11 protein-coding genes and 1 pseudogene are annotated in these 16,993 nt (G+C 53.1%); 8 read left to right on the forward strand and 4 right to left on the reverse strand.

The window, feature by feature from the left end:
• Positions 1-120: 120 nt before the first annotated feature.
• The 6 genes and pseudogenes from IPK01_14530 (at position 121) to IPK01_14555 (ending at position 5,635) form a co-directional block, all read left to right on the forward strand.
• On the forward strand, positions 121-555 hold the full coding sequence (locus IPK01_14530) for a hypothetical protein (protein ID MBK7934655.1): 435 nt from the start codon (positions 121-123) through the stop codon (positions 553-555).
• Positions 556-666: 111 nt separating this feature from the next.
• Positions 667-2,264 (forward strand): annotated as a pseudogene (locus IPK01_14535) (Re/Si-specific NAD(P)(+) transhydrogenase subunit alpha).
• 298 nt (positions 2,265-2,562) lie between these two features.
• The gene (locus tag IPK01_14540; GenBank protein ID MBK7934656.1) at positions 2,563-3,960 is read left to right on the forward strand and encodes an NAD(P)(+) transhydrogenase (Re/Si-specific) subunit beta; all 1,398 of its coding nucleotides are present in this window, start codon (positions 2,563-2,565) and stop codon (positions 3,958-3,960) included.
• 85 nt (positions 3,961-4,045) lie between these two features.
• Positions 4,046-4,495 (forward strand): endonuclease domain-containing protein, encoded by a 450-nt coding sequence (locus IPK01_14545; GenBank protein ID MBK7934657.1) that lies wholly within the window; start codon positions 4,046-4,048, stop codon positions 4,493-4,495.
• A gap of 399 nt (positions 4,496-4,894) precedes the next feature.
• Positions 4,895-5,251, forward strand: a complete 357-nt coding sequence (locus IPK01_14550) for a hypothetical protein (protein ID MBK7934658.1) — start codon at positions 4,895-4,897, stop codon at positions 5,249-5,251.
• A 141-nt stretch (positions 5,252-5,392) separates the two neighbouring features.
• Entirely contained in the window at positions 5,393-5,635 is a 243-nt protein-coding gene (locus IPK01_14555; protein ID MBK7934659.1) for an SMI1/KNR4 family protein, read from the forward strand.
• A 189-nt stretch (positions 5,636-5,824) separates the two neighbouring features.
• On the opposite strand, the gene IPK01_14560 is transcribed toward IPK01_14555, so the two are convergent.
• Positions 5,825-6,205: a (2Fe-2S) ferredoxin domain-containing protein gene (locus tag IPK01_14560; GenBank protein ID MBK7934660.1), complete on the reverse strand. Its 381-nt coding sequence runs from the start codon at positions 6,203-6,205 to the stop codon at positions 5,825-5,827.
• 149 nt (positions 6,206-6,354) lie between these two features.
• Between IPK01_14560 and IPK01_14565 the strand changes: the two genes are divergently transcribed.
• A complete protein-coding gene (locus IPK01_14565; GenBank protein ID MBK7934661.1) occupies positions 6,355-8,007 on the forward strand; it encodes a trypsin-like peptidase domain-containing protein in 1,653 nt (550 codons plus the stop codon).
• A 4-nt stretch (positions 8,008-8,011) separates the two neighbouring features.
• On the opposite strand, the gene IPK01_14570 is transcribed toward IPK01_14565, so the two are convergent.
• Positions 8,012-8,884: a 1-acyl-sn-glycerol-3-phosphate acyltransferase gene (locus IPK01_14570; protein ID MBK7934662.1), complete on the reverse strand. Its 873-nt coding sequence runs from the start codon at positions 8,882-8,884 to the stop codon at positions 8,012-8,014.
• 299 nt (positions 8,885-9,183) lie between these two features.
• On the opposite strand from IPK01_14570, the gene IPK01_14575 reads away from it, so the two are divergent.
• On the forward strand, positions 9,184-12,051 hold the full coding sequence (locus IPK01_14575; GenBank protein MBK7934663.1) for a hypothetical protein: 2,868 nt from the start codon (positions 9,184-9,186) through the stop codon (positions 12,049-12,051).
• Between the two features lie 95 nt (positions 12,052-12,146).
• Here the strand turns inward: IPK01_14575 and IPK01_14580 are convergent, their stop codons facing one another.
• Both IPK01_14580 and metH read right to left on the reverse strand, forming a co-directional pair.
• On the reverse strand, positions 12,147-13,277 hold the full coding sequence (locus IPK01_14580) for a saccharopine dehydrogenase NADP-binding domain-containing protein (protein ID MBK7934664.1): 1,131 nt from the start codon (positions 13,275-13,277) through the stop codon (positions 12,147-12,149).
• 135 nt (positions 13,278-13,412) lie between these two features.
• The gene (gene metH / locus IPK01_14585) at positions 13,413-16,985 is read right to left on the reverse strand and encodes a methionine synthase (GenBank protein MBK7934665.1); all 3,573 of its coding nucleotides are present in this window, start codon (positions 16,983-16,985) and stop codon (positions 13,413-13,415) included.
• Positions 16,986-16,993 lie beyond the last annotated feature (8 nt).

Below are 16,993 nucleotides of genomic sequence, written 5' to 3' on the forward strand. Positions count from 1 at the left end.
CCGCGATAGACTGCCGGCATCAGGTTAAAGTTCTCCGACGCCATTGAAGTTGAATCTCATTTGATCGGCCGGCTGCACAATTCATACGAGTTTTCCGGCTGAGCCGAAACGAGGTGTGAAATGAAATGCAGGATCTTATTCGTAGCGATTTTCGTATTTTTGGCAGCGATCTCAGCAATTGCACAGACTGAGCGAACGCCATTTTCGTCATACAAGGGCGTCTCGATCGGAATTCCAATTGAAAACGCGAGGGCAATTCTCGGCAATCCAAAAGAAAAGGCCGATAAGCAGGATTTTTATTTGTTCTCAGAAAATGAATCGATGCAGGTCTTTTATGAGGACGGCAAAACGGTGACGGCGATCATGATGACGTTTGTCGGCGCGATCGAATTGGCACCGACCGCGAAGGATGTTTTTGGTGAAGAGGTTGCCGCAAGCGAGGATGGATCGTTCTTTAAGATGATGAGATATCCAAAGGCCGGATTCTGGATCTCTTACAGTCACGCTGCAACCGCGGACAAGATGATCAATATCGCGATGCAGAAAATCAACTAATAGCCGCGGTTGGAATACTAACCTGGTTATTTGTCTGATAAACTTAGATTTATTAGAATTCTGTCGGCGCTCGTATATAGAAACGTAAATTTTCTTTACTTTTAAAACTAAATGACCAAGATCGGTATTCCGAAAGAGATACATCCGGGCGAAAAACGCGTCGCGGCCACGCCGCAGACCATCATTCGCCTTAAAAACTGGGTTTCGAAGTTCAGGTCGAGTCGCACGCCGGACACGGCATCAACTGCATCGACGGTGAATATCGCGAGGCGGGTGCCGAGATCGTCGAGACGGCAAAAGAGCTTTGGGCGACATCAGACGTTATTCTAAAGGTACGTCCGCCTGAGCAGAATACCGAGCTCGGTGTTCACGAAGCCGACCTGATGAAAGAGGGCGGCTGGCTGATCGGCTTTATGTGGCCGGCCCAGAACCGCGAGATCCTCGACAAACTCGCAGCCCGCAAAGCGACCGTTTTCGGCATGGACTGTGTTCCGCGTATCACGCGTGCCCAGAAGATGGACACACTCTCGGCGATGGCAAATATCGCCGGATACCGTGCGATCATCGAGGCGGCAAATAATTTCCCGAGATTTTTCGGCGGACAGATCACCGCCGCCGGGCGTATCGATCCGGCGAAGGTGATGGTCATCGGGGCCGGTGTCGCCGGGCTTTCTTCGATCGGTGCGGCAAGAGCTCTGGGGGCGATCGTACGGGCGTTCGACCCGCGAAGCGCAACCAAAGATCAGGTCGCTTCGATGGGAGCCGAGTTTCTCGAAGTAAATATCGAAGAAGAAGGCGAAGGCAAAGGCGGCTATGCAAAGGTCATGTCCGACGCTTTTCTCAAAGCCGAAATGGCGCTGTTCGCCCAACAGGCGATGCAGGTCGATATCATTGTCACTACTGCTCTTATTCCCGGCAAACCCGCTCCAAAACTGATCACACAAGGTATGGTCGAATCGATGAAACCAGGCTCGGTCATCGTCGATCTCGCCGCCGAACAAGGCGGCAACTGTGTCCTGACCGATCCCGGCAAGGTCGTCCATCATAAGGGCGTCACGATCATCGGCTACACAGATCTGCCCTCGCGGATGGCGAGCATGTCGAGCCAGCTTTACGGTTCGACGATCGTTGCGCTTATCGATGAATTGAACGGCGAGGAAGGATTGCACGTCGATCTCGAAGACGAGGTCGTCCGCGGTGCGATCGTCTTGCACAACGGCAAGATGATGTGGCCCGCTCCGGCTCCGCCGACACCGGCGGCACCGCCCGAGCCCGGCGTCCCGACCAAGAGTTCAGCCAGCGTCGCGGTAAAGGCCGCAAACAGTCACGGCCACGGCGGTGAGAGCAAAGGCATCAACCCTTGGGTACTCGCGGTCGCGGGCGTGGTTTTATTCGGCATTGGAGCGTTGGTCCCGTCGGAGGTCAAGAACGCCGGCGGCGATACGCTTAGCCATTTGACGGTGTTTATTCTCGCATGTTTTGTTGGATTTCAGGTCGTCTGGAGCGTCAAACCGGCCCTCCATACCCCGCTTATGAGCGTCACCAATGCCATCAGCGGCATCATCCTCGTCGGCGGCATGCTCCAACTGGTCGGCACCGACCTCAGCGTCACCACCATCCTTGGGGCCATCGCAGTTTTGGTTGCCGCGATCAATATCGCCGGCGGATTTTTGGTGACCAATAGGATGTTGGCGATGTTTCGGAAGTAGTTAGAGTTTTATGAACCCGATTAGATTTCCCTTGCTTTGGTTATTGATTTCAATATTCCTGATCGTAACGGCAGTGGTTTATTTCCTTGTCGGCTTTCAATATATCGCTGAAATAACGCGAGATCGGGACGGAGATGGGGTCGAATACTTGGGTAGCGTCGCGGCAGTCGTTATGACTGCAATTGGTTTTTTATCACTTACGACCCTTGGAATTCGGCAACTCGGTCGAAGGCGTTCATAGCCCTGTCGGTCGCGTAGCTTTCCGTGGGAATCGGTCATTGGCACCGTAAGATCATTCATGCAGCAATCACTAATCACTATCGCCTACATCGCCGCGAGCGCGTTGTTTATTTTGAGCCTTGGCGGGTTGTCTCAGCAGACGACCGCGAGGCGTGGGAACCTTTACGGCATTTTGGGTATGCTGATCGCTCTGGTCGCGACGGCGGCTGGGATGCAGGTCGGTGGGCTGCCAGTTTTGGCGGCGGCGTTGGTGCCTGGTCTCGTGATCGGTGCTATTTTGGCGGCGCGCGTTCAGATGACGTCGATGCCTGAGCTGGTGGCGATGCTGCACAGCTTCGTCGGCCTCGCTGCGGTTCTGGTCGGTTTTGCTACCTATCTGGGACCGCACAAGCAGATGTCGTCGGGCGAGCACACTCTGCACCTGGTCGAGATCTTCCTCGGCGTGATCATCGGTTCGGTCACGTTTACGGGTTCGGTCATTGCGTTCCTCAAGCTTCGCGGCACCATCGGCGGCAAACCGTTCATGCTGCCCGGACGGCACATTATCAATCTGATCATGCTCCTTGCAACGATCGGTCTCGGTGCGGCTTTCCTGATGTCGCCTGACTCGGCTTCCGGACAATGGCCGCTATTGATCGCGACCATTCTGACCGGTATTCTCGGCGTTCACTTTATCATGGCGATCGGCGGAGCCGATATGCCGGTGGTAGTGTCGATGCTCAACAGTTATTCGGGCTGGGCGGCAGCGGCAGCGGGCTTTATGCTCGGCAACGATCTGCTTATCATTACAGGTGCTCTGGTCGGCTCAAGCGGTGCGATCCTCAGCTACATCATGTGTCAGGGTATGAACCGCTCGTTCGTCAGCGTCATGCTCGGCGGATTTGGAACTGACAGCAGTAGCAGCAGCAGTGCGGCAGCTCCCGCAGGCGAGGTACATTCGATCGAATCTCCCGCAGCGGCCGATCTGCTCTCGAACGCACGCAAGATCATCATCATCCCCGGCTACGGACTCGCCGTCGCACAGGCTCAGCACTCGCTCGCTGAGGTCGTCAAGATCCTCAAAGCCAAGAACGTCGAGGTCAAATTCGCCATTCACCCCGTCGCCGGACGCCTGCCCGGCCACATGAACGTCCTGCTCGCCGAGGCGAATATTCCGTACGACATCGTCTTCGAAATGGACGAGGTCAACGACGAATTCAGCTCGACGGACGTCGCCTGGGTCATCGGCGCCAACGACATCGTCAACCCCTCCGCCATGGACGACCCCGGCTCGCCCATCGCCGGCATGCCCGTCCTCCACTGCTGGGAAGCCCGCGACACGATCGTCATGAAACGCGGCATGGCCAGCGGCTACGCCGGCGTCGACAACCCCCTGTTCTACAAAGAAAACACGCTTATGCTCTTCGGCGATACGAAGAAGGTCGTGGATGAGATATTGACGGTGATGCGGAGTTAAACTCTTAAAGCTCCCCTCCCTACGAAGGAGGGGTGGCCGCCGCTTTGGGCGGACGGGGTGGTTTTTAGATTAACAAAAAAAGAAGATGAGCGAACGACAAAGGCGTAAAACCGACATTCACTCACTGCCGCTCCTCCGTGAATTCCGCAAGGACCTTCGCAAGAATCTTACTCCCGCCGAAGCCACATTCTGGAGAATAGTAAAAGGCTCAAAGTTCGAAGGCCGCAAATTCGTTCGCCAGCATTCGGTTGGCAATTACATCCTCGACTTCTACTGCCCCTCCGAAAAACTCGCAGTCGAACTTGACGGTTCTCTTCACTTCAGCAGCAAAGGTGCCGCCGAGGACCGAGAAAGGACTGCTTTCCTCGAATCAAAAGGCATCCGTGTTCTAAGATTTGAGAATCGCGAGGTTTTTGATGAAAGCGAGTGGATGCTGGATAAGATCCGTGCAAGCTTCCGTTTCGGCCCACCGACTTCGCCGACCGCTCACGCACCGAACGCGTCTGTTCGTAACGTAAAAATCAGTGGTTCCTAGCTCCCCTCCTTACCAAGGAGGGGAGCTTTTGTCTCATGCCCTTGCATCGGTGACAATGTTGCCAAGCTCTAAGAGCAAAATGTGTATTAACTCGTCGTCGATGGCATATTACGCCTTCTATTTTCTTTTTTAGCGATGTAACGTCGGAAATATATCGTTTATTTCCCAAATAAGACATTTATCTGGTGACTTTGGTCTTTTATTTCGTAATTAAAAGACCTATATCGAGAATTAAAAGAGCAATCGCTAAAATTAAACGAGCAATATCGGAAATTAAACGATGTAGATGTCGATTTACATCGTGTTGACGTGTGGTTTGCTCGCGTGTATTATGTTCGGGAAAACGCGGTAAGGGGCGTGTTTCATTGGTTATTAACAAAACATTAGGGAGATATTGAGATGGCAAATGTAAATGTTAAGAGAGTCAAGGAACAATGCAACGTAATGAACGACGCTTGGTTCGAAGGTGCGAAAGATGTCGAGTTTAACGGCACGACACAGTCGCAATTCGACGCGGACATCGTCGCAGCCGCCGCTGCCGACGCTGCGATCGACGATCTCGAAGCGCAGCTCAAGCTGCAACGCGAAGCCCGCGACGATATGTACGCCGCTCTCGACGAAAAACGCTCAAAAGTCGGCCAAGGCGTCGCCGGCAATCCCGACTTCGGCAACGACAGCCCGCTCTACGGCGCAATGGGCTTCGTCCGCAAATCCGAACGCAAATCCGGCCTCACCAAGAAAAAGAAAACGCCTTAGTTTTTCGCTATCTAACAAAAACGTCGTTAATAATACCGAAATTGGTGTATTATCAACGACATTCATTCAGACATGCCTAGATATCGACAAATTGAAATAGAGTCGAGCAGCAGTCCACCGGAGCCAGAAGAAATCTCTAAGGTGGAATCACTGCTCGGAACTTCATTGCCGAGTGACTTTTTGGAGTTCCTACAAGTTGCCAACGGAGGCTATTATGAGTTCTGCATAAAGATTCCGCCCGAAAACGAAGAAGTTTCCTTCGGTGACGTCTATTTAGTTGGCCGGGACGAGAGCGGTCAATACGGTGCCGGAACAGTTTTGCACGAAATAGATTGTGCTCGACGTTGGGCAAAGACTCCCGATGCTGTACTACCATTCGCGTGATGGCGGAGGTTCAGAAGTCTTCCTTGATTTAACGCCGGAGGGAAAAGGAAGAGTAGTAGCTTTTGTCCACGGTTTGCCGCCTTGGGCTGGGCCTATTCAAGAAGATCGATTCATTGAATTAGCGCCTAGCTTCGTAGAATATATTGACCTTCACGTTAAATGCGAGGGCGAGTTTTACTAGACAGACTTCTACAGCTTGACCAACGCCAGTCTCTCAACAACCTTCCCCTTCTCCAAGTGCTCCTCAACGATCTCGGCGGCGTCTTCGGGCATGACCTGGCCGTACATTGTGCCATCGGGGTAGACCATGACGGCGGTGCCGATGGAGCAGAAGCCGATCGAGCCGCATTCGGTGAGGACGACCTCGCCAAGCGGGTTGCGGCCTTTTGATTCCTTGCCGTTACGCAGGCCTTTCTCGGTCAGGATCCGCGAGAACTCAGCCATCACTTCCTGCCCGCCGACCGCGGAACATGAGGTGCCCGTGCAGACGAATACGTGCCTGCGAAGCGGTGCCTTGAGCATCGGTGCAAGTTTTTCGAGCTGTTCGCGGTCGGTGATGAATTTTTTCATGGTGAACAACTAACAAACTAACAGTTAAAAGTGGATCAGTTAAAAGTTAATAGTTAACAGAATGTAGTTTACTATGCCCAGTTTTTGGTATGCTAATCACTGTTAGCTATTAACTGTTCACTATTCACTGTTAGCTATTCACTATCTTGATGGCAGTCGGCATTATCATCCACATCACGGTCGGCACTGAGAAGCGAACCGAATTTTTTTCGCAGGAAAGGATTCGCGTCGGTTCCGATGAATTGTGCGACCTGCAGATCCACATGCCCGATGCCAAGGGCGGATCGATGTGGTTCGACCTCGATAATGCTGACGGCGTCTATCGGATCATCGATTTTGACGAATCGCTGGGATTGAGCATTAACGAAAGGCCGATGCGGCGGTTCATCGCTATAACTGATGGCGATGTGATCGCGGTCGATAATGCGGATATTGTGTTCTCGTTCTTTTCGCTTGAGACCAAATCATCGCTGATCACCACCAATCGCGAACAGCCTCACATCGCTCAGTTCATTGAGGAAGCTGCCCTCGAATCTGCAAGCTCGGCAAAACGTGACGACGCCAAGGCGTTTCTTCGGGAATTCACGCGTGAACTTGCACGTGAGATCTCTCTTACGACCAAGCTCATCACGCTCGTGATCGTTCTCGGGTTTATCACCGGGATCTTCTATATCGGATACGCGGTGAACAAGGAACTTCGCGAGAGCCGCAAGCAATCAGAACAGCAGAGCGAGATCATCGCCAAGCTCGAAGACAAACTCGGCAAGACGAACGACCAGATCAGCGAGCTCGACAAAACGAACAAGGACATGATGAAGACCGTATCGCTCGCACCAAATCTTCGGGTCGAATACGGCAGCGGCGTTTGTCTGATCGTAGGCGTTTACGATCTGGTCGACAAAAAGAGCGGCAAGGTCCTGCGTTATGCCGATCCGCAGGCATATCGGCCGAGCCCATATGAACCGACACAATCAGAAGACCCGAGCGGCCCGCCGCCGCAGCCGCAGATCGGACTGACGACCGAGGGCAACGGTTCGACCGTCGAATACGATTTTATCGGCACCGGATTTCACGTTGGCGGCGGCTATATAGTCACCAACCGCCACGTAGTTCAGCCGTGGGAAGAGGACGATCTTGTCAAGCAAATGATGTCGGTCGCGAACGGCCGAGCCCGTGTCAAACGGCTTGTCATTTACTTTCCAAACGTCGCGACACCTTTTCCGCTGAAGATAAAGCAGTTGGGCACTCGAGACGATCTCGGCGTCGGAACCGTTGACGCAGCGACACTGCCGGCCGAGATACCGGTGCTTCCGCTCGATTTTGATACCGATTCGGCGGCGATCGGCAAGACCGTGGTCACCATGGGATATCCGAGCGGTCCCGACCGTCTGCTCGCAATGGTCGATGACGACGAAGCTAAATCGATCAATCAGCGATTCGGCAATTCGCGTCAGAATCTGATCAATTTCCTCGCCCAATCTCAAAAGATCGTCCCGCTGACCACGCAGGGGGCCATAACCGATCTTGATGCAAAGCGAATCGTCCATGACGCCAAGACCGCCGAGGGCGGCTCAGGCGCTCCGCTATTCGGTCAAGCAGGTAAGGTGATCGGTGTTAATTTTGGGGTGTTTACTGAGAATACTGCCGCAAATATGGCCGTGCCGGTGCGGTTTGCCATCGAACTTCTGAGAAAGGCAGGATGGAAAACGCCTGAAGAATTACAAAAAGAAGCTGAAACGCAGCTTCAGGTTGCGACCACGGGTTCCTCGAATTCAAATACAGCCGCCGCAAAGCCCCAATAGAAAGTTAATCACCGGCCTTGGTAAACTCTTTACGGTCCTGCTCGCCAAGCTCTGCGATCTTCGACATAAGATGGTCGGCAATTTCCTTATGCGTTCGGATCGCATCGCGTTTTGAATAGAACTCCGTTAGGTCTATCTTCTCGCCAAACCAGATGCGGACTTTGGGGCCGCCCGTCCAGTTACCAAGTATTTGCTTCGGAAGGTCGTTGCCGAGTCCGGCGATGAACACCGGAACGACCTGCGGATGGGCAGAGTATATGACCTTCCCGATCCCCGGCTGCGCCGACAGCAGGTCGTACGTACCGCCTTCGAGGTTACGCTTTCCTTCGGGATGAAAACCGATAATATGGCCTTGTCCTTCGGTGCAGAGCTGCACGAGACGACGCATCGAATATTTATCGAACTCACGCTTCTTCGCTTCGCCTGCCTCGCGAAAGAACGGCGGATACATCGAAAACCAGCCCATCACCAGATTGACGAACCAACCGAACGGATTATCGTAAAAGAACTTCGCACGCACCGGAAAAAACAACGTTACCGGCCGCTTCGTTCGGCGAAATATAACGCTCGAGACCGTGTACATATCAAAGAACGAACGGTGATTTGCTACCAGTACCAGCGGTGTATCTACATCAGCGTTCTCGACATTTTCAATGCCGAAAACATTCATCAGGTTGTAAGTTGCCAAATAGATCCAGAGCGAACCGATATGCCGCTGAAAAAACGTCATTAGCCGCTTCCAACCGCCCAAATTCATCCGATGCGTAAGCCAAAATCCGGCCCGCTCGACCGGCGAGATGACCGATATTTCCTCTGCCGTTGGCAGCAATACCAGTTCCGTATTTTGCTTTGTTGTGATCTCGGTCGTTTCAGTCATGCTAAGCCGCCAATGCAAACCGTAATTTTAACATTTTTCACTATCTCGAAAAGGCTGAGCTGCCGCATTTTTTGTGGACAGCTCGGAATTAATTTTGTATCATTGCGCGTTCAAGATTATTTGCATTTACAACGAAGTAAGATCCCCTCTCTACGGCTGAAAACAGTCGTCCGGCTTAGGGCGGAATTTTAGATCGGCCACCGTCATTAATTGTTCGCAAAAAGGAGATAGTTTTATGTTCGCGAAAAAGCACTACTGCTTGGTTTTGGGTTTTATGATGTTGATCGGCCTTACCGGCATTGGTATGGCAAACACATCAGCAGATCAGGGTTTGGCGTCAGATCGATGATACGGAATTGAGCCGCCGGCCGGCTCAGCGTACGCGTACGCCTGAATCATACGGCACGTTTCAATTGGACAAGACGAATTTGGAACGCATTTTGACCTCGGCACCTGAGGAGTTTACACCGCGCGACGCAGACACGATCCTCGAACTTCCAATGCCCGGCGGCGGTTTTTCACGATTCTCGATCGTTCATTCGCTGATCGTCGAGCAGGGTCTGGTCGACAAATATCCTGAATTGGGCCGCACATACAGTGCCCAGGGCCTCGATGATCCGACCGCGACCGCACGACTCGATTTCCTGCCGAACGGTTTCCACGCAATGATCCTTTCACCAAATGGCACCGTAATGATCGATCCGTACGCTGTCGGCGACACTGGAAATTACGTCAGCTATTTCAAACGAGATCTGGCTCGGATCGACGACTGGAAATGCGAGACCGGCTCAAAAGCATTTTCAGATATCTATGACCTATCTAAGTTTGAGATCCCGGAAACCTCAAGCGATGTTACTTCCGGCGCAACCCTAAGAACCTACCGATTGGCCCTAGCTGCTAACGCTGAATACTGCTCGGCAGTAACCGGAGGCGGTGCGAACAACACAGTGGCCAATTGTCTTGCTGCCCAGGTACTGATCATGAATCGGGTCAATGGGGTTTACGAACGAGACCTCACCTTGAGAATGGTGATGGTGGCCAACAATGACCTTGTTGTCTACGCCGCCAACAACATGACCTGTCCGGTAGGAACCGGCGGTTCGGCATGTACATCTGCAAACGATCCGTACTCAAACACTTCGAACGCGATAAACGAAAATACTCCAAATCTGAATACAGTTATTGGTTCAGCTAATTACGATATCGGTCACGTATTCTCAACCGGAAGCGGCGGCGTCGCACAGCTTAGTTCCCCATGCGGGGCTTCAAAAGGAGCCGGGACAACCGGATTACCGAGTCCGTTTGGCGACCCGTTTGCGATCGACTATGTTGCCCACGAAATGGGCCACCAATGGGGATCGAACCATACTTTCAATGCATCGGTCGGTGGATGTAGCGGGAACCGAAGTGGTGCTAATGCGTTCGAGCCCGGCAGCGGGATCACGATCATGGGTTATGCAGGGCTTTGCGGCAGTAATGACCTTGCACCGAACAGTATCGACACGATGCACGTTCGCAGCCTGGTGGTGATCGTTGCATTCAGTCAGGTAAATAACGGCAACACTTGTTCTGCTCAGACAGCGACCGGAAATGTGCCCCCGACCGTAACGTTGACCACCCCCGGGCCGTACAACATTCCAAAAGGGACACCATTCTCCCTCGCTGCTACGGCGACCGACCCAAACTTTGACACACTCACCTATGACTGGCAGCAGTACAATGCCGGCGGTGTCAGCGGTGCGGCCACGACGGTGCCGAACAGCGATGCTGACGGCATCCCGCGGCCGTTGTTCCGAAATTACGTTCCGCAGACGAACGGTATCAGGTACTTCCCGTCACTCCAGTTCATCAGGAACAACGCAAATGTTCCGCCCAACACTACGGGCGGCTCTATGACCGGCGAACTGCTTCCGGCGATCACACGCACGATGAATTTTCAGGTTGTTGTTCGCGATAACCGTGCGAACGGCGGCGGAATAAATTCTGCAGAGGTCGTGGTCAACGTCGATGGCGTTTCAGGACCATTTAACGTCACTGCCCCGAACACTGCAGTTAGTTGGGCCGGAAACTCGTCGCAAACCATCACTTGGAATGTTGCCGGAACTTCGGCAGCTCCTGTAAACGCGGCCAACGTGAAGATCAGCTTCTCGTCGGATGGCGGTTTGACATTCCCGATAACGGTGCTTTCGAGTACGCCAAACGACGGCACGCAGACGGTCACGATACCGAATATCGCCACCACACAAGGACGCATCAAGGTCGAGGGGGACGGCAATATCTTCTTTGATATGTCGGACGTCAACTTTACCGTTACGGCTTCGGCTGCGAATAATTTCCGTTCCCCGTTTGATTATGACGGCGACGACAAGACCGACGTTTCGATCTTTCGTCCGGCGGCAGGCGAATGGTGGGCTCAGCGTTCGTCAAACGGAACCACACTTGCTCTGCCGTTCGGTTCAGCCGCTGACAAGATCGTCCCAGCCGATTTCACAGGCGACCAAAAGGCCGATCTCGCTTTCTTCCGACCCGCGACCGGAGCTTGGTTCGTTTTGAGGAGCGAAGACTTTTCGTTCTTCTCGTTCCCATTCGGAACGACCGGTGATACGCCGCTTGCATACGATTTCGATGGTGACGGCAAAGCCGATCCGACAGTATTCAGGCCATCGACCAACACGTGGTTCATTCAGAAGTCGATCGGAGGAACCGACATTTTCGGTTTTGGCTCGGCTGGTGACAAACCTGTTGTCGGTGATTACGACGGTGACGGCAAGGCCGATGTCGCGATCTTCCGTCCGGCAGTTGGCCAGTGGTGGATCCGACGCAGCATCGATGCCGTCGTGTACGCACTCACATTCGGTAATTTGACGGACAAGCCAGTTCAGGGCTACTATACGGCCGACAATAAGACCGATATAGCTATCTGGCGTCCTGCGACCGGCGAATGGTATATCCTGCGGAGCGAAGATAATTCGTTCTACTCGGCACCGTTCGGAGCGAGCGGAGACATTCCTGTTCCCGGAGACTACGACGGCGACGACCGGTTCGATACGGCAGTCTTCCGTCCGTCAACCAATACCTGGTTCGTTCAGCGGACAACCGCCGGAACACTCATTCAGGTGTTTGGTGCAGCGGGTGACGTACCGACGCCAAGTGCATATGTTCCGTAATTTGGGAACATAAAATTGAAAGGCGGAGCGGTTAATTCCCGCTCCGCCTTTTTTGTTCGAGTATTTCAGCCGGTCGAGGGCGACCGGCTAACTATTTATTTGTAGACGCTCGACACGAATTTCCCTCGCATGAACGAGCCGGGATCGATCTGGCTCTGCAGAACAACGCCTTTGTAATTGCCGCCGAGCAGCATCATCGCCGATTCGCACAGCGGAGCGGCCGTCGTCGTCTGTATCGCCCGCAAATGACGGCCGTTGATCTCGAGCGGTTCGACAAAATAGGCCTTCTCGATCATTCGACGCCTCCCACGCACATCAAACCCGTCAACCGATGCATGCACCAGCACGAGGTCGTCCTCGACCGAAGGAACCGCCTGCAACATCGCGTCCTGCAGTCGATCCGGCAGGCCTTCATCCTTTGAAAGCGTTTCGATGATCGATTCGACCCAATTGTAATGACCGACGTACCGCAGCGTTTTGTAATCGAGCTGCCGTGCTTTCCCTTCAAAAAAATCAGGCAGATCGGCAGCACCGCCCGATGTCAGGTCGGCTTCGTATGTGCGGGCACCTATGACGATCGTTTCGCGGGCCGAAAGCGCCGGACGTTCGGTGATCTCAAAATCGCGAATGACCCGGGAATTCTTAACATATTCCGTCGCCACACCGATCGGCGACCATGTAAATCCGTAAAAGTGCGGTGCGTGGGCATGAGCGGTCATTGCCCCGACCTTCATCCCGACCCGTTCGACCTTTTCGTTCTCATATTTCTGGACGAACTCGTTATAGAGTTCCATCGCCTTTACATTGATAAAGCCCGGGGCAAGGCCCGTCTGCAGGATAAATCCGGTCTCAGCATCCGCTGCCATCGTCGTGATCTCGTCGGTCTCGGCTACGTATTCAGTAAGATTTGCATAATGAAACTTAAAATCCACCGCAAATCTCGCCATCCGAGGAGCCTGTCCGCCAGGCGAACAATCGAGCAGTACGTCCGTCCGTTCGAACGCCGATCTCATTGCGTCATTGATACCGTCACGCGACATCACAACGGTCTCGACGGACGTCGTCTTCGACGAGTTACCCGTCACCAGCGCGACCGCTTTCCGCAGACTGTCCTCAGACACATCGCCGAGGATAATTGCCGTCTCAAATTCGCACCATTCCCGCAGCAAAAGTGCCGCTGCCTCGCCGATCCCGCCGGAACCGGCAATAAATATAGTTTTTGTCATAATTGGAACTTATGAGTGGGAAAGTCTAAGTTATCCAACATTTTACAAAACAAAAGCCGGCTTTGCTAATCAGCAAAACCGGGGCACCCTTTGTTCTGAAATGTCCTGTAGCTCAGCAAATGTTATCACAAAGAATTACTCAATATTAAAATACTTCGCATCCGGATGATGCACTACGATGGCCGAGGTCGATTGCTCAGGTTCGAGCATGAATTCGTCGGTCAGTTCGACACCGATACGCTCGGGCCGCAGCAGTTCAAACAGCTTCGTCTGATCCTCGATCCGCGGACACGCGGGATAACCGAAACTGTACCGCGAGCCCTGATAGCCCTGATGAAACAACTTTGCAAGTTCAGGCGAATCGTTCTCGTCGATCCCGAGTTCTTCGCGGATACGCTTATGCCACATCTCGGCAAGTGCCTCTGCCGATTCGACCGAGAGTCCGTGAAACAACAGATAATCTGTATAGTTGTCCGATTTGAACAGCTTCGCCGAGTGCTCGCTCGCCTTTCGGCCCATCGTGACCAGGTCAAATGCGACGACGTCCGTTTTGCCCGAATCGACCGACGCAAAATAGTCAGCTAAACACAATTTCTTGCCGCCACGCTGCTCAACAGCCTGTCGCGGGAACGTGAACCGCATACGCTCGGTCTTTTCGTCTTCCTGATAAATGATCACATCGTTACCGGACGACTGACACGGAAAATAGCCGTAAACGAGCTTTGCTTCAAGCAATTTCTCGCGGATCGCCTGTGCCTTTATCTCAGCAAATTTCGGATAAACGGTCGTTTTCAGCAGCTCGGCATATTCCTCTTTCGAAGACTTACCTTGCTTGTACTGCCACTGCCCTTTGAACAACGCCGTCTCATTAATAAAATCAAAAACCTTGGTCAGATCGCCGATCTCAACGACCTTAGACCCGTAAAACGGAGCCTTCGGCAATTCGTCGATCGCAACAATGTCCGACCGATTAGTATGCGTCGTATCACCAGCCGCCCGAGTCGAAACCCGAGCCGCAACAGTGCCCAGCTTCGCGTCCTCTCCAACCAAGTCTTCCTCGTCACCGACGGTGACAATATCTGTGTCTATAACATCACTCGATTCGCGCGATCCGCTCGCTCCAACCGCCCTTGTCTTCTCTGCGTCCTCCGCGTTCTCTGCGTTTAAATCCGCCGTCGAAGTCAGCTCATCCATTGCGTGCAGCCCGTCAAAAGCATCACGCGCATAAAACAGTTTGCCGTTAAACAGCGGTATCAGATCGGCATCGACATATCGCCGGTTTAGTGCCGCACCACCGAGAATGACGGGCGTTTTTATTCCGCGTTCGTTCATCAACTCCAGGTTGTCGCGCATGATGAGCGTCGATTTGACTAGCAAACCGCTCATGCCGATCGCATCGCAATTGGACTCTTCGGCAGCTCGAAGAATATCATCGATCGGCTGTTTGATGCCCAGATTTATTACCTTGTAGCCGTTATTGGTGAGGATAATATCGACCAGATTCTTGCCGATATCATGAACATCACCCTTGACGGTCGCGAGCACCAGAACGCCCTTGTTCGATCCCTCGACCTTCTCCATGAACGGCTCCAGGAACCTCACCGCCGCCTTCATCGACTCGGCTGATTGCAGCACGAACGGCAGCTGCATTTGACCTGAGCCAAACAGTTCGCCGACCGTTTTCATGCCGTCGAGCAATAGATCATTGATGATCTCAAGCGGGGCATATTTTTCGAGAGCGACCTTGAGTGAATCTTCGAGCCCGATGCGTTCGCCGTCGATGATGTGGTGTTTCAGCTTCTCCTCGATCGGCAGATTCGAGATGTCCGGCTTGATCGACTGTGCCGATTTGCCCTGAAACATATTCGAAAAATCGCCAAGCGGATCGTATGTGCAAATATCGCCTTCGAATTTTCGCCGGTCATAGATCAGGTCGCGGGCCGTATCTATTTCAAGTTCGCTAAATCTCATCAGCGGCAAGATCTTCGAGGCATTGACGATCGCCGAGTTCATCCCGGCATCGACACAATCGTGCAGAAACACAGAATTGAGCACGACACGGGCCGCCGGATTCAGCCCGAACGAGATATTCGAAACGCCGAGAATAATATTCGCGTCCGGCATTTCCTCGTGAATTTGCTTTATCGCGTTTATCGTCTCGACAGCATTCTTGCGGTCTTCCTCGATCCCGGTCGATATCGGCAGGGCGAGCGGGTCAAAGAAAATATCGTGCGATTCGATGCCGAATTCGACCGCCTGTTTATATGCACGGCGTGCGATCTTGACCTTGTCGTCGAACGAACGAGCCATTCCGTCCTCGTCGATCAGACCGATAACAACGCCCGCCCCAAACCGTTTTGCAAGGTCGAGAACTTTCAGAAAACGCTCTTCGCCATCCTCGTAATTTGTTGAATTCAATAGAGATTTGCCGCCGGCGTGTTCCAGGCCCGCCTCCATTTTTTCCCACTCGGTCGAGTCGAACATGAGCGGAATTTTCACCGCCGTCGCCAACCGCGCAGCCAGTTCGTGCATATCCGCAACGCCGTCACGCCCGACGAAATCGACGTTGACATCGAGAATGTGCGCACCTTCTTTCTCCTGCGATTTCGCCAAACTTACAAGCCCGTCCCAATCCTCAGCGTCAAGCAGATCACGCATCTTCTTAGAACCTGAGGCGTTTACACGCTCGCCAACGATCAAGAACGAAGCGTCCTGTGTGTATGGCTGCTGAAAATAGATCGACGAAGCTGAAGGTATCAGTTTCGCATCTCTCAGTTTCGGTGAAATTCCGCTCAGACGCTCGACGACCTGCCGCAAATGTTCGGGCGATGTGCCGCAGCAGCCGCCGACGATATTCGCACCAAAATCATTCGCAAAATGCTCGACCTGTGCTGCAAAGCTCTCGGGCGTCTCGTCATAGTGCTGCTTGCCGTCCTTGACCTCAGGCAAACCGGCGTTCGGAAGAACTGAGACCGGTATCGGCGAATTTTCGCACAAATACCGAAAGCTATCGGCCATGTGTTTCGGCCCGGTGCCGCAGTTCATACCGATCACGTCGATCGGGAACGGCTCAAGCGCCGTCAAAGCCGCACCGATCTCCGTACCGTTGAGCATGGTCCCAAAGACCTCTATCGTCACGGAAGCGATCACCGGCAGTTTTATCTTTTGTGCCTCGAAGAATTCAAATATCGCCGCCAGAGCAGCCTTTGTCTGCAGCAGGTCCTGACAGGTCTCAACCATCATCAGGTCAGCTCCGCCGTCGATCAGCCCGCGAACCTGCTCGCGATAGGCGTCCTTCAGATCGTTGTAAGTAATATGTCCGAGCGTCGGCAGCTTAGTTCCCGGTCCGATGGAACCGGCTACAAAACGCGGCTTGTCGTATGTCGAAAAATCATTTGCAAGCCGTTTTGCTAGCTGCGCGGCCTTGAGATTTACGTCGTAGGTCTTATCGGCAATTCCGAATTCCGTCAAGACGACCTCGCTCCCGCCGAAACTGTTCGTCTCGATCACATCACAGCCCGCCTCTAAAAAGCTGCGGTGCACCGTTTCGATCGCGTCCGGTCGCGTATAAAGCAGATTTTCGGAACAATTCTCAAAATCCGGCCCGCCCCAATCGTCGATCGTCAGATCGAGCGACTGCAGATTGCTGCCCATTGCACCATCAAAGATGATGATCTTTTCTTTTAATAGATCGAGAAATTCTGCCATAAAATTGA

This window comes from Acidobacteriota bacterium (assembly GCA_016713675.1).
In the GTDB taxonomy this organism is placed as follows: domain Bacteria; phylum Acidobacteriota; class Blastocatellia; order Pyrinomonadales; family Pyrinomonadaceae; genus OLB17.

What these genes read in the sequence shown, in the direction of transcription:
- IPK01_14540 (MBK7934656.1), top strand. Translation starts at nt 2,563, where the DNA reads ATGCAGCAATCACTAATCACTATCGCCTACATCGCCGCGAGCGCGTTG.
- IPK01_14565 (MBK7934661.1), top strand. Translation starts at nt 6,355, where the DNA reads ATGGCAGTCGGCATTATCATCCACATCACGGTCGGCACTGAGAAGCGA.
- IPK01_14530 (MBK7934655.1), top strand. Translation starts at nt 121, where the DNA reads ATGAAATGCAGGATCTTATTCGTAGCGATTTTCGTATTTTTGGCAGCG.
- IPK01_14570 (MBK7934662.1), bottom strand. Translation starts at nt 8,884, where the DNA reads ATGACTGAAACGACCGAGATCACAACAAAGCAAAATACGGAACTGGTA.
- IPK01_14545 (MBK7934657.1), top strand. Translation starts at nt 4,046, where the DNA reads ATGAGCGAACGACAAAGGCGTAAAACCGACATTCACTCACTGCCGCTC.
- metH (MBK7934665.1), bottom strand. Translation starts at nt 16,985, where the DNA reads ATGGCAGAATTTCTCGATCTATTAAAAGAAAAGATCATCATCTTTGAT.
- IPK01_14580 (MBK7934664.1), bottom strand. Translation starts at nt 13,277, where the DNA reads ATGACAAAAACTATATTTATTGCCGGTTCCGGCGGGATCGGCGAGGCA.
- IPK01_14560 (MBK7934660.1), bottom strand. Translation starts at nt 6,205, where the DNA reads ATGAAAAAATTCATCACCGACCGCGAACAGCTCGAAAAACTTGCACCG.
- IPK01_14550 (MBK7934658.1), top strand. Translation starts at nt 4,895, where the DNA reads ATGGCAAATGTAAATGTTAAGAGAGTCAAGGAACAATGCAACGTAATG.